This is a genomic window from Aequorivita sp. IT1183 (genome assembly GCF_058068265.1).
On record NZ_JBYRHS010000007.1, the window covers coordinates 31,027 to 48,291 of the forward strand.

17 protein-coding genes are annotated in these 17,265 nt (G+C 35.1%); 13 read left to right on the forward strand and 4 right to left on the reverse strand.

The genetic code is table 11. The features are described from left to right. Positions 1-513, reverse strand: coding sequence for a hypothetical protein (locus AC3RVF_RS14650; RefSeq protein WP_489693677.1), 513 nt, complete (start codon positions 511-513; stop codon positions 1-3). Between the two features lie 218 nt (positions 514-731). Between AC3RVF_RS14650 and AC3RVF_RS14655 the strand changes: the two genes are divergently transcribed. From AC3RVF_RS14655 to AC3RVF_RS14690, 8 genes are all read left to right on the forward strand, one after another. Then, the gene (locus AC3RVF_RS14655) at positions 732-1,550 is read left to right on the forward strand and encodes a M48 family metallopeptidase (protein WP_489690091.1); all 819 of its coding nucleotides are present in this window, start codon (positions 732-734) and stop codon (positions 1,548-1,550) included. 91 nt (positions 1,551-1,641) lie between these two features. Further along, on the forward strand, positions 1,642-2,961 hold the full coding sequence (locus AC3RVF_RS14660; protein WP_489690090.1) for an MFS transporter: 1,320 nt from the start codon (positions 1,642-1,644) through the stop codon (positions 2,959-2,961). 48 nt (positions 2,962-3,009) lie between these two features. Beyond that, entirely contained in the window at positions 3,010-4,416 is a 1,407-nt protein-coding gene (locus AC3RVF_RS14665) for a DUF6252 domain-containing protein (protein ID WP_489693678.1), read from the forward strand. 302 nt (positions 4,417-4,718) lie between these two features. Further along, entirely contained in the window at positions 4,719-7,169 is a 2,451-nt protein-coding gene (lon, locus tag AC3RVF_RS14670) for an endopeptidase La (RefSeq protein ID WP_489690088.1), read from the forward strand. A gap of 215 nt (positions 7,170-7,384) precedes the next feature. Next, positions 7,385-8,404: a type IX secretion system protein PorQ gene (gene porQ / locus AC3RVF_RS14675; protein WP_489690087.1), complete on the forward strand. Its 1,020-nt coding sequence runs from the start codon at positions 7,385-7,387 to the stop codon at positions 8,402-8,404. Next, positions 8,404-9,099, forward strand: a complete 696-nt coding sequence (gene cmk / locus AC3RVF_RS14680; RefSeq protein WP_489690086.1) for a (d)CMP kinase — start codon at positions 8,404-8,406, stop codon at positions 9,097-9,099. Before porQ ends, cmk begins: the two co-directional genes overlap by 1 nt. Positions 9,100-9,179: 80 nt before the next feature. Beyond that, positions 9,180-9,620 (forward strand): large-conductance mechanosensitive channel protein MscL, encoded by a 441-nt coding sequence (mscL, locus tag AC3RVF_RS14685; protein ID WP_489690085.1) that lies wholly within the window; start codon positions 9,180-9,182, stop codon positions 9,618-9,620. A 46-nt stretch (positions 9,621-9,666) separates the two neighbouring features. After that, positions 9,667-11,736, forward strand: coding sequence for a response regulator (locus AC3RVF_RS14690; RefSeq protein ID WP_489690084.1), 2,070 nt, complete (start codon positions 9,667-9,669; stop codon positions 11,734-11,736). Positions 11,737-11,848: 112 nt separating this feature from the next. Here AC3RVF_RS14690 and AC3RVF_RS14695 read toward each other — a convergent pair whose 3' ends face one another. Continuing rightward, on the reverse strand, positions 11,849-12,220 hold the full coding sequence (locus tag AC3RVF_RS14695) for a DNA topoisomerase IV (protein ID WP_489690083.1): 372 nt from the start codon (positions 12,218-12,220) through the stop codon (positions 11,849-11,851). Between the two features lie 43 nt (positions 12,221-12,263). Beyond that, a complete protein-coding gene (locus AC3RVF_RS14700) occupies positions 12,264-12,680 on the reverse strand; it encodes a helix-turn-helix transcriptional regulator (RefSeq protein ID WP_489690082.1) in 417 nt (138 codons plus the stop codon). A 292-nt stretch (positions 12,681-12,972) separates the two neighbouring features. On the opposite strand from AC3RVF_RS14700, the gene AC3RVF_RS14705 reads away from it, so the two are divergent. From AC3RVF_RS14705 to AC3RVF_RS14725, 5 genes are all read left to right on the forward strand, one after another. Next, the gene (locus tag AC3RVF_RS14705; RefSeq protein WP_489690081.1) at positions 12,973-14,139 is read left to right on the forward strand and encodes a M14 family zinc carboxypeptidase; all 1,167 of its coding nucleotides are present in this window, start codon (positions 12,973-12,975) and stop codon (positions 14,137-14,139) included. 33 nt (positions 14,140-14,172) lie between these two features. Then, the gene (locus tag AC3RVF_RS14710) at positions 14,173-14,652 is read left to right on the forward strand and encodes an Lrp/AsnC family transcriptional regulator (RefSeq protein ID WP_489690080.1); all 480 of its coding nucleotides are present in this window, start codon (positions 14,173-14,175) and stop codon (positions 14,650-14,652) included. Positions 14,653-14,722: 70 nt separating this feature from the next. Then, on the forward strand, positions 14,723-15,238 hold the full coding sequence (locus tag AC3RVF_RS14715; protein ID WP_489690079.1) for a DinB family protein: 516 nt from the start codon (positions 14,723-14,725) through the stop codon (positions 15,236-15,238). Further along, on the forward strand, positions 15,238-16,197 hold the full coding sequence (locus AC3RVF_RS14720) for a YihY/virulence factor BrkB family protein (RefSeq protein ID WP_489690078.1): 960 nt from the start codon (positions 15,238-15,240) through the stop codon (positions 16,195-16,197). Before AC3RVF_RS14715 ends, AC3RVF_RS14720 begins: the two co-directional genes overlap by 1 nt. Before the next feature lie 123 nt (positions 16,198-16,320). Next, the gene (locus AC3RVF_RS14725; RefSeq protein ID WP_489690077.1) at positions 16,321-16,869 is read left to right on the forward strand and encodes a type 1 glutamine amidotransferase domain-containing protein; all 549 of its coding nucleotides are present in this window, start codon (positions 16,321-16,323) and stop codon (positions 16,867-16,869) included. Positions 16,870-16,938: 69 nt separating this feature from the next. On the opposite strand, the gene AC3RVF_RS14730 is transcribed toward AC3RVF_RS14725, so the two are convergent. Further along, positions 16,939-17,232, reverse strand: coding sequence for a hypothetical protein (locus tag AC3RVF_RS14730; protein ID WP_489690076.1), 294 nt, complete (start codon positions 17,230-17,232; stop codon positions 16,939-16,941). Positions 17,233-17,265 lie beyond the last annotated feature (33 nt).

Sequence of the window (17,265 nt, forward strand, 5' to 3'; positions counted from 1 at the left end):
TTAAAGTTCTATTTTTTCGATTTGTGAATCATCCACTTGCATCACTTCCAAAACGTCTTCCATAGAAGGATTTGTTCGGGCAAATTCTGCAGGAACAACGGCAATACGGAAAGTTTGATTGTTTGTGAAATCTGTTCCTAAAGTATTCAAATCGAAATTACCATCTAAAAATACTTTAACATCCAAAAATGTATGGTCAAAACTATATAATAATGTGCCTTGGCTTAGAAAGTAAGTTTGTGGCAATTGCTCCCAAACATCTATAGGGCCATCATTTCCAGAAACAACTTCAACTAAGCGATAAACTAGAATAGCGTCACTTTCATATACTTCAACATTTGAAGGGTAAACGATTAAGTTTTCAAAATTATTGCCGTTACTGAAATTTACAGTTGCTTCAAACACTTGCGCGTAAACCAATCCACCATCCAATCCTGGAGGTCCTGGATCACCTTCGCAAGAAGTAAATAATATTGTTGAAGAAAGGGCTAAAAAGAGAAGTATGTTTTTCATAATAGGTATTTTTAAGATTACTGCTTGGGTTATTCAAAAGTCGTTCCAACTTTTAAAAGTTGATAAATTTAAAGGCTTCAATATCATTTCGGTATTAAAGAAACATTAAAGTTTTTAGTTTGTGGAACAATTATTGAAAAATGAATTTTAGAATAATTTTGTGAGAATATAATTTATATAGTTTTAATTTTAACATTCAAACGAAACCATCATTCATTATGAAACTTAAGAAATCAATTTCAATACTATTATTAGGAATACTCGTGGTTGCTTGTAGCACCAATCCATTTACGGGAAAACAGACTTTGGCATTAGTTCCAAACTCTCAAATCCTTCCAATGGCTTTTCAACAATACAATGAATTTTTAACTGAGAACAAGGTTGTAGATAATACAGCTGATGCTAGAATGGTTAAAAATGTGGGACAAAAAATAGCAGCTGCCGCAGAAAGGTATTTAAACGCAAATGGATATGCAGGATATCTTACTGATTATCGTTGGGAATACAACCTAATATCCAGTCCCGATGTAAATGCTTGGTGTATGCCTGGCGGAAAAATAGTAGTTTATACTGGTATTTTACCCATCACTAAAAACGAAGCAGGACTAGCAGCCGTAATGGGTCACGAAGTTGCTCACGCGCTTGCAAACCACGGTCAGCAACGTATGAGCGCCGCCCAGTTACAACAGGTGGGTGCTGTGGCAGGTAATATAGCTTTGGCCGGCGATGCAGAAAATCAGCAGATTTTTAATACAGCTTATGGCTTGGGCTCAAATCTTGGGGTTATGCTGCCTTTTAGCAGATCTCACGAAACCGAAGCAGACCACATAGGTCTTGTTCTAATGGCTATCGCAGGATACGAACCAGCAGTAGCCGCAGAATTGTGGCAACGTATGCAGGCACAAGAACAAGGAGCACCACCGGAATTTTTAAGCACACACCCTTCGAGCGCAACTAGAATTCAAAATATTAATGCTTGGGTTTTAGAAGCTAAGGCAGAAGCTGGAAAATTTGGGGTTACAACCTTTAAGAGATAAATACAATTTTATTTTTAATTGAATATTTTTAAAATCCTGCTTTAAGCAGGATTTTTTATTAGTTTAGTATCCGAAAAATACTGAACGTACTATGCACAATCTTGCCAAAGGAAGTAAAAAACTGCTAAATGCCTGGGCTTTTTATGATTGGGCAAATTCAGTTTATAGTCTAGTAATTGCATCGGCAATATTTCCAATATTTTATCAGGCACTTTTTAAATCTGCGGGTATAACTTCTGTTTCCATTTTTGGTGGAACTATTAGGAGCACACCTTTAATTAGTTATACTACAGCAGCGGCGTTTTTGCTAGTAGCTATTATTTCTCCGTTACTTTCTGGTATTGCCGATTATGTGGGTAATAAGAAGAATTTTATGAAATTCTTCTGTTATTTGGGTTCGCTATCTTGTATGGGCCTTTATTTTTTCAGCATTGAAAATATACATATTAGTCTCCTCTTTTATTTTAGTGGGTTAGTAGGATTTTGGGGAAGTCTTGTTTTTTATAATTCGTATTTGCCAGATGTTGCTTTTCCCGAACAACAAGATAGAGTGAGTGCGAAGGGTTATTCCTTAGGATATATTGGGAGCGTAGTGTTATTACTTTTTAACTTAGGAATGGTAATGTTTCCTGATATTTTCGGTTTTGGCGAAGGGGGAGAAGCGAGTGTAAAAGCGATGCGATGGTCTTTCGTAACAGTTGGAATTTGGTGGATTCTGTTTAGTCAGTATTCTTTTTATTTTCTTCCGAAGGGAAACAAAAGCGGTAAAAAAGTAAATACAAAAATACTCTTCAACGGTTTTAGAGAGTTAAAAGGTGTTTACAATTCGCTTTCAGAAAACATACAACTTAAAAGATATTTAGCGGCATTTTTTGTTTACAGTATGGCGGTACAAACTGTGATGCTTGTAGCTACCTATTTTGGAGAACAGGAAATTGCTTGGGGTGATGATAAGGCGAAAACTATGGGGCTAATAGTGAGTATTCTCATTATTCAACTTGTTGCCGTTGGTGGCGCTATAATAACCTCTCGTGCTTCAGAAAAATTTGGTAACATAGCCGTCCTTATAGTTATTAATATTATTTGGGTAGGAATATGTATCGTAGCCTTTTTTATTGTGGCGCCAATTCAATTTTATATTACGGCTGGGGTAGTAGGCTTGGTGATGGGCGGAATACAGTCTCTTTCCAGATCTACCTATTCAAAATTTTTACCCGAAACTAAAGACACGACTTCCTATTTCAGTTTTTATGATGTTGCCGAAAAAATTGGAATAGTAATAGGAATGCTTATTTATGGATTTATTGATCAAATAACGGGTAGTATGCGCAATTCTATATTGTTTCTTGTAATATTTTTTATAACAGGTGTTTTTTTGTTATTAAGAGTACCTAGAAATAAAAAGCATTAAACAATTTTTGTTTAAGTTTGCGTTTATTACCTACCAAACTACTTATTTATGAAAAAAATGTATTTTTTGAAGGGAGTGCTTTTAGCCTTCATAGCCTTTCAATTTTTTTCCTGTGAAAACGAGCCCCTCACAGGTGAATTTGTTCAAGAAGAACAGAACAACGCCGAAGAAGGACAATTTAAAGCCCAAATTGAAGGCCAAGAGTATATTGCAACTTCAGTTTCTGCAGTGCTTAACACAGATAATGAATTAGTTATTACAGGTGCCAAAGCAGGTGGCGAAAATATTACGCTAGCTATTGTAAATGCAGCCGTAGGTTCGTTTAATTTATCGCTAGGTGGAGCCGTTCAAAACGCAGGAACATATTTCGACACTTCTAACAATCCACTTCCATATATTTCGGCAGAAGCATTGGGAGGATACGGAATTATGAATGTAACCGGAATGGATGTCACAGCACAAACAGTTACTGGAACTTTTAGTTTTGTAGGAGCACGTATAAAAATTGATAGCGACGGCAATCCAGTTCTTGATGGAAATGGCGATCCGGTTTTAGAACAGATAGACATAGCTAGTGGCGCATTTAACGCAATACCTTACACACTTGACGACACTGGCGGTGGCGGAGGTGGCGGAGGCGGAGGTGGCAACGCCAACAATGAGTTTTTCGCCAAAGTAGATGCTGTTGATTTTATAGCCGAAAGTATAAATGTTACAGAGCCAATGGTTGGCGATGTACATATGATTAAAATTGAAGCAAAGACTACAGCGGGCGAACTGCTGCGCTTAGATATACCGCGTTCTTTAGGAGTTGGTACCTTTAATATGGTTAGAATTTCTGACGGTACAAAATTAATAGGACTTTACAATGCTGGTGCTGGTGGCGAAAACTTGACTGCTAATCCAGGAACAATTACAGTTACAGATTTTGATCTAGAATTAGGAATTCTAAAAGCAACTTTTGATTTTACTGGTACAGATCCGCTAAATCAAGCTCCAGACGTAGTAGAAGTTACCGAAGGTAGTTTCACCGTATATTTTGAAGGAGTGCCTGGTGCCAATAATATGTTTAGAGCAAATGTAGACGGCGTGGCTTATACTCCCGATGTACTTACTATAACGACTGAAGTTTTTAATCAATACCCAACAATAACCATTACAACTACTTTGGGCGATCAAAGAATGGTACTTACATTTCCTGCTACTATTACTGAAGGTAGTTTTGACATGAGTACTCAAGTAGTTGAAGGCGATGAAATAGTAGGGCGTTACACTCCTATAATAGGGTCTTCAATTACCTATGTTTCGAACCCCGGAACATTTATAATTACCAATTATGATATTGATAATGGTATTATTGAAGGAATTTTTAATTTTAGCGCTGTAGATGCAACTGGGCAAGACCCAACTGTTTATCAAATAACTGGCGGTGAGTTTTTGGCCGTTCTTCCGTAAATACAATTAATAAATTATAAAAGGTCGTTTTTAGTTCTTCTAAAAGCGACCTTTTATTTTACCGTCAATTGGTTATTTTATTAGTTCTATTTCGACCAACAATACTATTTTCAAAATAGAAATTTTCACTTTAAAATTGGTTCGCCGTTATTAGAAGTATAACTGGCATAACTCTTGAAATATAATAGAAAAGGCACTGTAAACCAGTTGAAAGTCAGTGAACTTTTTATAATGAAAACATAAAATTTTAAAACTAGCGCATTGTGAAGCTACATTTGTGACACAATGTCTTAAACATATATATGGGTAATTCAAAATTTACATCGATAGACAAGTTGTCATTTCAGGATTTAAAGGAAGATGCAGAATTTATACCGCTAATGTCTGCCGAAGATGAAGATGCTATGAGCAAAGAAGATCTTCCGGATATACTTCCAATTTTACCACTCCGAAACACGGTATTGTTTCCCGGAGTTGTAATTCCTATTACTGCTGGACGCGACAAATCAATTAAACTTATTAATGAAACTAACAAGGGTAATAAGGTTATAGGTGTTGTTTCACAAATAGACGAAAACGAGGAAGAGCCGGGTATTTCAGACATAAATACTATTGGAACCGTAGCTCAAATTCTGCGTGTTCTCAAAATGCCTGATGGTAACACCACTGTAATTATTCAAGGTAAAAAACGCTTTGAGGTTGCTGAGGTTATTACCACAGAACCTTATATGACGGCGACAATTAGAGAAGTGGCTGAAGCACGTCCAGAAAAGGAAAGCGAAGAATTTAGGGCGATCATAGATTCTATTAAAGAAATGGCGCTTAAAATAATTAAGGAAAGCCCGAATATCCCTTCAGAAGCTGCCTTCGCTATTAAAAACATTGAAAGTTCTAGTTTCCTTATAAACTTTGTTTCTTCTAATTTAAATATCGAAGTTGAACAAAAACAAGCCCTTTTAGAGATAAATAATCTGAAAGATCGTGCGCTGGAAACGCTTCGTTATATGAATATGGAAATTCAGAAGTTATCACTTCGAAATGATATTCAGTCCAAAGTTCAGAGCGACATAAATCAACAACAACGCGAGTATTTTCTTCAACAGCAAATGAAAACTATTCAACAGGAGTTGGGTGGTTCTTCTATGGAAGAAGAAATAGACGAGATGCGTGAGCGTGCAAAAGCAAAAAAGTGGAGCAAAGACGTTGAAAAGCATTTTCAGAAAGAACTGGCAAAAATGCAACGTATGAATCCTCAAGTTGCTGAATTCAGTATTCAGCGGAACTATTTGGACCTGCTTTTGGATCTTCCGTGGAATAAATATAGCAAAGATAAATTCGATTTAAAACGCGCCCGAAAAATTCTGGATCGCGATCATTATGGGCTTGACGATGTTAAGCAGCGAATTATAGAATACTTGGCTGTTTTAAAACTTCGGAACGATATGAAATCGCCAATACTCTGTCTTTACGGACCTCCGGGAGTAGGTAAAACTTCTTTGGGTAAATCTGTAGCAGAAGCATTAGGTAGAAAATATGTACGTATGAGTTTGGGTGGTCTTCGTGACGAAGCAGAAATACGCGGACACAGAAAAACATACATTGGCGCAATGCCTGGGCGTATAATACAAAGTATTAAAAAGGCAGAAACTAGTAATCCAGTTTTTGTTTTGGACGAGATTGATAAAATTTCGGCGAGTAATCAAGGAGATCCATCATCGGCGATGCTTGAAGTTCTTGACCCGGAGCAGAACAATTCTTTTTACGACAACTTTTTGGAACTTGGTTACGACCTTTCAAAAGTTATGTTTATTGCCACTTCAAACAGTCTAAGTACTATTCAGCCTGCATTGCGCGACAGAATGGAAATAATAGATGTAACGGGTTACACAATTGAAGAAAAGGTAGAAATTGCAAAACGCCATTTACTTCCGAAACAAATAAAAGAACACGGAATGAATAGCGATGCTATTAAAATAGCAAAACCGCAACTAGAAAAAATTGTAGAAGGTTATACACGCGAAAGCGGTGTTCGTGGTTTAGAAAAGCAAATCGCTAAAATGGTTCGTTATGCCGCAATGAAAATTGCAATGGATGAAGAATACGAAGTAAAAATTACCAACGAGGTAGTTGTGGAAGTTTTGGGTGCTCCAAGAATGGAACGCGATAAATATGAAAACAACGATGTTGCAGGTGTAGTTACAGGTTTGGCTTGGACCCGAGTAGGAGGAGACATTCTTTTTATTGAATCTACACTTTCCAAAGGAAAAGGTACTTTGAATATGACCGGAAACCTTGGAAAAGTAATGAAGGAATCTGCCACAATTGCAATGGAATACATAAAATCTAACGCTGAAAAACTTGGGTTAGACTCAGATATTTTTGACAATTACAATGTACATATTCACGTGCCAGAAGGAGCAACTCCTAAAGACGGACCAAGTGCTGGTATAACAATGCTTACTTCTTTGGTATCGCTTTTCACACAACGAAAAGTGAAAAAATCTATGGCGATGACGGGAGAAATTACCCTTCGTGGTAAAGTATTGCCAGTAGGTGGAATTAAAGAAAAAATACTTGCGGCAAAACGCGCGCGTATTAAGGAAATTCTACTTTGTGAAGACAATAGAAGAGACATTGCGGAAATTAAACCAGAATATTTAAAAGGGCTAACTTTCCATTATGTAAAAGATATGAGCGATGTTTTGGAGTTGGCACTCACCAAAGAAAAGGTGAAAAACGCAAAAAAACTCTAAACTGCATTCTATATGAGGATTAAAGTATAATTGTTTTGCTTTTATACTTTAATCCTTAATTATTTCAACAGAAAAAAATATTCATTCTTTTTTTACAAGCAGAACATCTAGCGATATCTAAATGATTTTAAATATTAATCTTGGATGTTTCTTTGCTTTGCGAAAATAAATTATACTTGCATTCGTTTAGTTTTTAGTTACGGTAACTCGCGTCTATGACCCAAAAGGTTTTTTTAGTTTTAACTCTGTTTGTATCTCAGCTATTGGCGGCACAGATAGGAGGTAAGGCTACGTATCAATTTCTAAATTTGGTTACCAATCCGCGTATGGCTGCTTTGGGTGGAAAAGTAATTACAAACTACGATTACGACCCAACCCAACCTCTTTATAATCCAGCTAGTATAAACTGGGCGATGGACAATCAACTTTCGCTTAATTACACCAACTATATAGGCGATGTAAATTACGGAACAGCAGCATATGCCTATTTATGGGATAGGCGAACACAAGTTTTGCACGCTGGTGTTACTTACGTTAATTACGGGCAATTTGATGGTTACGACGAAGCAGGAAATCCAACTAATAGTTTCAGCGGAAGTGAAGTCGCAATTTCAATGGGACACGCAAGAAACATTGCTTTTACCAATTTTCACGTGGGCTTGAATGTGAAACTTATTTCATCAACTCTTGAAAATTATGGATCCATAGGAGGTGCAGTCGATATTGCATTGATGTACGTTTATGAAGACTGGGATTTACACATTGCTGGGGTTGCCAGAAACTTGGGAACACAGTTTACACCTTATCACGAACAATACGAACCACTACCATTCGAACTTATATTCGGAATTTCACAAACCTTGCAAAATGTGCCAATTCGTTGGCATTTCACTTTAGAAAATATGCAGCAATGGAATGTGGCATTTTCAAATCCTTCGAGAGAAGAAACTGATTTGGAAGGAAATGTAAAAGAAGAAAACATTAATTTTATAGATAACACTTTTAGACACGCCATTGTGGGAATAGAACTCTTTCCCGAAAGCGGTTTTAATATTCGGTTGGGTTATAATTTTAGACGAGGCGAAGAACTTCGCATTGTAGATAAACGGGCCTTCGCTGGGCTTAGTGCCGGTTTCGGAATTAAATTAAACAATCTAAGATTAAGTTATTCGTATTCAAAATACAGCTCTGCGGCTACTGCTAGCTTTTTTGGGCTAAATATAGATCTTCAGTAATGAAAACAATTACCATTGCAATAGACGGATATTCGTCTACAGGAAAAAGTACTGTAGCTAAACAACTAGCCGATTATTTGGGCTATGTTTATGTAGATAGTGGCGCAATGTATCGTGCTGTGGCACTTTATGCTATGGAAAACGGTATTATTTCTAACGACCATTTTGATGTAGAAAAGTTGAAACAATCACTTGCTTCAATCGATTTGAAATTCCATAAAGAAGTGGCTGGGAAGAAAGCACATATTTTTCTGAACGGAAAAGATGTAGAAACGCAAATAAGAAAAATGGAAGTTTCAGAATTTGTGAGTCCTGTTGCAACTATTCACGAAGTTCGGGTAAAGTTAGTTGCACAACAGCAAAAACTGGGGCTAGAAAAAGGTGTTGTGATGGATGGAAGAGATATTGGCACTGTAGTTTTCCCAAATGCTGAGCTTAAAATATTTATGAATGCATCTGCCCAAGAGCGTGCGCAACGAAGGTATAAAGAACTTTCAGAGCGCGGGGACAAAGTTAAGTTTGAGGATGTTTTAAAAAATATTCAAGAGCGCGACCATATAGATACTACCCGCGAAGATTCACCATTGCGCAAGGCCTCAGACGCTATTGAAATTGATAATTCTGATATGAATTTGGAAGATCAATTTCACACAGTGCTGCAATTAGCGCAAGATCGTATTGCTGGCCGCATCTAGTGTTCGCCAATTATATTTCACTTTCTTATTATCAAAATCTTTACTAATTTTACATCTTCTATAAATCGTGTAAAATAGTAATGGGTTCATTTTTTCAAGAGTTTAAAAATTTCGCTATAAAAGGCAACATGATTGATATGGCTATAGGTATCGTGATTGGTATGGCCTTCAATAATGTAGTTAGTACAATTGTGAAAAAAGTGGTAATGCCTCCGTTGTCTATGCTTACGGACGGCGTTAAGCTTTCAGACAAAAAATATATTCTTCGCAATGCTTCAGAAACTGCAGAAGAAGTTGCAATTAGTTACGGCGATCTTTTAGAGGCTTTAATAGACTTTTTTATCATTGCATTTACTATTTTTGTAATTATAAAATTCATAAATCGATTTAAGAAAAAGGCGGAAGATCCACACGATCAAACTGTTGAAACTCCTAAAAACATTCAACTTTTATCTAATATCGAAAAATTGATGGAAGAGCAGAATGCTCTTCTGAAATATAAGAACACTGCTTCAAAATAGGATTCAGAAAGTTATTATAAAAAAGAATCTTTTAGTAACTTTAGAAATGCACCCAAATAGAATCAAAGAATCTTATCGAAGATATAAATTTGGCTTACTTTCCCTCGTTTTATTCTTGTGCCTCTCTACCCTTTGTGTTTTAAGTTATTACAAAACTGTTAATGATCAAAAATTAGCTAAACTGCAACAATTAGAAATTGCGGGCAACTTAACTTATCAAGATTTTAGGAAAATAATACGCCACAATATTATTTCATTAGAAGGTTTGCGCGATCGAATTGTGGAGAGCAATGGAGGCTTCAAAACTTATTTGCCATCAGATTCAGAAAGAATTATAAAACAAAACCAATCAATTCAATTTGTTGAATTTATTAATTGTGACGGGATTATTGACTTTATAATTCCGCTAGAACCAAATATAAAAGCGCTTCACTTAGATCTTAGATCTACAGGATATCGTTACGATAGTTGGCTTGCTAATGCAATGGATACAATAACTAATATAACTTCCTGGGTTGATCTTACGCAATCTGGAAAAGCTTTTTTAGTAGATGTTCCCGTTTATTACGACGATACTTTTCAAGGAACAATTTCTGCTGGGATGGATTTTAAAGCCCAGTTTAACGCTATTAGTTCCAAACAAAATCTTTACAGCGTCCAAATTAAAGACGATGTGGGAAACATTTTTTACAGCTACAATAACCCAAAACTTGATACTTTTAAGCAAAATCAAGTTTATTCAAAAAACATAAAACCTAGTTCTGCAAGATCCACGGGGCCTTGGAAGTTTGAATTCATGTTAAATTCACAAAAAGAATTTAATGCCACAAATCTGCAAAGGTTCATCTTGTTTTTAGGTATTTTCTTATCATTTCTTATTGGGTTGTTGGCTTATTTTTTCATGTTGGCAAAAATGCAATCGCGCAATTATAAGTCTATAAACCTAAAACTTAATGAGCTTAATGAAGACCTCGATAAAGAGAGGGTAAGAGCAGAAGACGCGTCCTTAGCAAAGACACAATTTCTTTCTCATATGAGCCATGAAATACGAACGCCACTGAGTGCTATTCTTAGTATTTCTGAAATATTAGAAGACAAACAACTTTCCACGAGCGACAAAGAATTTCTAAAACTAATGCAGAATTCATCTAGAATCTTGATGAACTTGGTCAATAATATTCTGCACATGGATAAAATTGAAGCCGGGAAAATAGAGTTTTTAAATGAAGCTTTTTGTCCTTTTGTTACGATACAAAGAATTGTCGAAATATACGCGCCAGCAGCAAAAGAAAAAGGAATCGAGGTAATTACAAATTTTGAGGAGATCCAAAATCCAAATTATGTAATGGGCGATATTTCACGCACTGAGCAGGTTATAACTAACATAATTGGCAACGCTACCAAATTTACCGAAGTAGGTAATATAACGGTTCTCTATAACGAACATGTGGAGGATGGAAAGCTAAAAATAAATTTGAAAGTAGCCGATACGGGAATGGGCATTGACTCGTCTAAAATTGACGTTATTTTTGAAAGATTTAAACAGCTTGATTTTGGAATTACTAAAAAACATCAGGGAAGTGGCTTAGGGTTAGCCATTACAAAAGCCATCGTGGAGATGATGAACGGTAAAATTCAGGTGGAAAGTGAAGCTGGTAAAGGGTCTACTTTTACTATTTCATTGGAATACCCGATAATTGCTCACAAAAACAAAAATAAAAAAGCCCGGAAATTTCGAGATTTAAGTCATTTAAGTGTTTTGGTGGTAGACGACAATCTTTTGAATCGTAAAATTTTAGAAAAAATTCTTTCTAAGAAAAATATAAAACCAGATATGGCAAATGATGGTGGAGACGCCATCCTTAAATGCGCTTCTCGACACTACGATCTTATATTTATGGACGTACACATGCCTGGAAAAGATGGCTTTGAAATTGTTCAATACTTAAGGAAAATGGACAATACCGCTATTATTCTAGGACTTTCGGCGGATGTTACTAAAGAAGCCATTGAACGCGGTATTAAGTCTGGAATGAACGATTACCTTACTAAACCTATTGAACAAGAAACCTTATTTGCTATTTTGGGCAAATACTTTTTTAAAACAACTACTTGAGATTATAGTTTAAATAATTCTTGTATAAAGAAGGACAGTACGCTTAATTCTCAATGCCTACAGTGATTGATGCTAATTCAGAAATAATGCGTATCAAGGCCTAAAAAGGCTATTACTTCACTTTTTTAGCCGTTGCTTTACTCTTTTTGGTTTTACCAACTTCACTGAATTCAAATGTGTACTTATCTTTATCAGTAGTTAAAATTTTGATGAGAATGGCTTTCTTTTCAGCCCGGTTCTTTGGGTTAATTTTTTTAAGTACGTATTCGCAGTTATTTATCCATCTAATAGAAGAGGAATCGCTCTTTCCTTGAAAATAATCAACTTCTATAGAGTCGTTACGAACAATGGTTGTTTTAAACACTTCTGTGCCTGAAAGAGCTTCAAATTCAAAGGTTCCTGTTCTAAAGTTGGAGCAATCGCGTTGTACTTCGTAACAACTACTAAGGAGAAAAAAGCTAAATACTACTAAAACAAAACGCATAATCAATTTTTATGCGAATTTCCGAAAAATTACTGTAAACCCCTCAGTTTTGGTAAGCATTAAAACTTCCGTCTTTATAAAAAATAACAATCTTATCAATTTGTTTTTGATTTCCAACAGATCTGTCCATCGTAGATTTCTCCGTGCCAACTTCTTCTGTAAAAAGATCGATTGTCTTTTTTTCTGTTGCGTTAGCTTTCGATTTTAATATTTCCTTGCTTTCATTTTGAGAGTTAGAGGGGAAGCTGCCTTTTCCAAAAAGCAACCAATCCATATCAACGTCAGGAAATTTCTGGTAGAGTTTCATTACAAATTCCAGACTTGGCTTATTTCTGCCAGATAATAAATGTGAAATAGTGGAGCGGTTAAAATCAATTTCTTCTGCAAATGCAGCGGCAGTTAGACTGTAATATTCCAGTATTTTTTCAAGTCTTTTAGTAAAATCAGAGCTGTTTACCATTGTAACATTATTTTTAATTTTCTAATGGTTACAAATGTAAAATATTTTTAATTAAGTACGCAAACAATTCATTATTAATAGAATAATAGTTATATATTAACTTTAATTAAATCTATGTAATTTATTGAAATTAAGATTATTAATACTTGATTTATATAATTTCGGCTTTTAACTGTTTACCGAGAGACTGAAGGCACGAGGAATGTTTACCGTTGTAGGCGAATAGTTTTAAATCGCACGGTTACAATTGTAAACAAGGCATTGTTTAACTTTGTAAACTATAAAATTTGATATGAAAATAGAGAGCTGGTACAAGAATCATTTTGAGACTCAATTGAAAGGTAGATACATCAACTTGGAAAGCATTAATCCGATATTAGATAGCTACAAATTAACCTACGAAATTTCGGTGCCTGGACTTTCAGAAATGGGTCAGGATATTCCATTAATCAAAATTGGGGATGGTAATAAAGTTGTTTTGGCATGGTCGCAAATGCACGGCAATGAATCTACAACCACAAAAGCAATTTTCGATTTTTTACGTTTTGTAAATCAGAAGCAATATTTTCAGTCAGAAATTGAGCAATTTTTAAGTACATACACATTATATGTTTTACCCATTCTTAATCCAGATGGTGCGCGCTTGTATACACGAGAGAATGCTAATGGTGTAGATTTAAATCGCGATGCAGAAGCGTTGTCGCAAAAAGAGAGTAGATGTCTTCGCGATGTTTTTGAAGAGCTTAAACCTTCGCTATGCTTAAATTTACACGATCAGCGTTCTATTTATGGATTTGAAGACGGTAAACCAGCAACAGTTTCTTTTTTATCGCCTGCCGCTGACAAAAATCGAACACTTACAGAATCCAGAATAGTTGCAATGAAACATATTGTAAATATGAATAAAACGCTTCAAAACTATATTCCAGGGCAGGTGGGGAGGTATGATGACACTTTTAACGGGGCTTGCGTGGGTGATACTTTTCAAAAAGAAGGGGTGCCAACCATTTTATTTGAAGCCGGCCATACAGAACAAGATTACCAAAGAGAAAAAACTAGAGAATATATTTTCTATTCGCTATTAACGGTTTTTGGTATTAATGGCGAAAATACTGAGTCCGGAGACTATAAAGATTATTTTGAAATTCCAGAAAACTCAAAAAATTATAAAGACTTCATTTTAAGAAATGTAAAGCTGGAGGAGCATTCCAAAAATGTTTCAATTGCAATTCAATATCGCGAAGTACTAAAGAATAAAACTATCGTATTTGAGCCTTATATAGATGAAATTGGATCTTTGAAAAATTATTACGGTTATATTGATAAAAATGCGAAAGGCGCAAAAATTTTAACAAAAACACAGAAAAATTTAACAGTTGGGGCAAATATTTCAGAAATTATTGATAAATCGTATGATTCGATGACATATTTTAATGAAATAAAATCTATTTTAACCTAAAACTTTATAGTTTTGCAAAAAAAAATAGAAAATATGCCAAAGTTTAAATTAGACGAAACAGATCACAAAATCCTTGACCTATTAATTGACAACACAAGAATACCCTTTACTGATATCGCTAAGAAATTAGAAATATCTGCCGGAACAATTCACGTGAGAGTGAAAAAGATGGAAGAAGCAAGAATTATTACTGGCTCATCATTACAAGTAGATTATAAAAAACTAGGATATGCCTTTATTGCTTATGTAGGTGTATTTATTTTTAAAACGTCGCAAACGCAATTTGTGTTAGAGCGCATTAGTGAAATTCCTTTTGTAACCGTAGCTCACGTAACTACTGGAAAATTTAATATATTCTGTAAAATTAGGGCTCGCGATACAGCACACGCTAAAGATATTATCTACCTAATTGACGATATTGAAGGTGTTAGTCGTACCGAAACAATGATTTCTATGGAAGAGAGCATTAACGATAAAAAGAGATTACTTCATTCTATATTTAAAGAAATTTAATTTCCCCACTTGTTAATTTAAAAACCTTTGTTCATCGACAAAGGTTTTTTTTTATCTTTATTAGAAAACTATGAAGCGTACTGAAATTGATCCTTCGGAATATAATTCCTATTACAAAACATACATAGATTTGGTTAATGATGTGCCTTTAACGCAAGCGTTAGAAACAGGCTTACAGCAAACCGAATCATATTTTAAAAATTTACCAACTTCAAAATGGAACTTTCGTTACGCAGAAAAAAAGTGGACTCCTAAAGACATCTTACTGCATATTATTGATACAGAAAGAGTTTTTGCATACAGAGCTTTATATTTTGCAAGAGCCGATAATGCTAATTTAAATGGTTTTGATGAAAACCTTTTTGCAGAGAATGCATTAGCAAATAACAAGACTCCAGAATCACTTTTACAGGAATACGTTACAGTTCGCAATGCAAGTATTAGTCTCTTTAAAAGTTTTGACGACGTTCAATTAAAAAAGAAGGGGATGGCCAATGGCAATATTATGTCTGTGATTGCAGCTGGGTTTATAATCTGCGGTCATGAAATTCATCACTGTAACATTATTAACGAACGTTATCTTTAATGAAGTTTTTAAAACTTTTAAGGGACACTTATATAAGCTGGGATAAAAACGATCCTTGGGCTAAAAGTGCTGTAATTGCCTACTATGCCTTGTTTTCATTGCCATCATTATTAATTATAACCGTCCATTTTGCGGGTGTATTTTTTGGTAGAGAAGCAGTTGAAGGCAGAATAACGGGTGAAATTAGTGGGTTGATAGGGCAGGGTAGCGCAGAGCTAGTTCAGGCGATGATTATAAATTCTGCACTGTCGGAAAACTCAGTGTTCTTCATTATTTTTGGAATAGGAGTTCTAATCTTTGGTGCTACGGGTGTATTTTTTCAACTTCAAAAAGCGTTGAATGATATTTGGAGTGTACGGGCAAAGAACAATACCTTTTTAGACACCTTAAAGCGAAGAGCAATTTCTTTTGGAATGGTGCTGGCAATAGGTTTGTTACTGCTAATATCCCTAGTTGTAACTAGTGCCATAAATGCTTTAAGCGATTTAATAGGAAATTATTATACAGACCTTTCTTCGGCAGTAATAGAAGTGCTGAATTTTATTTTTTCACAAATAATAATTACCGCTTTATTTGCCACAATTTTCACTTTGCTGCCAGATGTTAAGATAAAATGGAAAACCAGTCTTATTGGTGCATTTATGACTGCGCTTCTTTTTCTGGCAGGTAAATATTTAATTGGTTTCTACTTTTCGGCTTCGGATCCTGCTTCAGTTTACGGTGCTGCAGGAAGCTTAGTACTTATACTTTTATGGGTTTATTACACGTGCCTTATTTTGTTTTTAGGGGCAGAATTCACAGTTAATTGGGCTCTATTCCGCAAATTAAAAATAGAGCCTACTAGCAATGCAACACTCTCGTACGAGTTAGAAATGAAAGAACTTCGAGCATATAAACGAAAAGTGGAGGAGGATAAGAAAAAAAGTGAAACTTTAGAAAATAACATTGAAGAACAATAATAAAACACCCGCATTAGTACTTCTTAACAAAGATTAATAAAAGATTAATATCCATAAATTGATAAAAAGTCTTCTTCGTAATATATTGGTATAAAATTAATTGTTTAACCAAAAGAAAAAGATATGAATAAGAGAATTGCAATTTTAGCGACAAATGGATTTGAAGAATCTGAATTAAAATCACCAAAAGAGGCGATGGAAAAAGAAGGTTTTACCGTTGAAATTATTAGTGAAGAAAGCGGCAAAATAAAAGGATGGGCAGATGGAAACTGGAGCAATGAATACGATGTTGACAAAACCCTTGATAACGTATCTGCATCAGATTATAACGCACTGGTTCTTCCAGGAGGAGTAATAAATCCTGATAAATTAAGACGAAATGAAAAGGCATTGAAATTTGTGCAAGATTTCTTTGAGCAGAAAAAACCCGTAGCCGCAATATGCCACGCTCCGCAATTATTGATTTCTGCACAAGTAGTTAAAGGAAGAAAAATGACTTCATTTAATTCTATAAAAGATGATTTAATTAACGCGGGCGCCAATTGGGTAGATGGAGAGGTTGTAGTAGATGAAGGTTTTGTAACAAGTAGAAATCCTGATGACTTATCGGCCTTCAATTCAAAATTGATTGAGGAAATTAAAGAAGGTAAGCACGAACATCAACACTCCTAAAATCTAGGTTTGAAATATTAAAACAAAAAAAGAGGCTCGAAAGCCTCTTTTTTTATGATAATGGTTTTTTTATTCCTCTTCGTCTGTTTTTTTCGTTTCTGGCATTTCACTAATTGGCTCATTGAAGTCAGCTTCTTCATAGTCATCTTCATCAAAATTTGCCATTGATGTTTCTAAACGAGAGCTTACTTTAACGAGATAAATAGTATCATCCGTTCGTACTTCAACAGCTTCAACTGTCTCATTTTTAGCATTTTTAAAAGTTACAACGTGGTCGTCATCATATCCGTCGGGATACTTTTCTACCAGTAAAGAAAGTATTTCTGGGGTTAACTTTCGATAATCTACAATTATGCGCTTCATTGGGTATTCAATCTTTTAATTTGTGGTTATAAA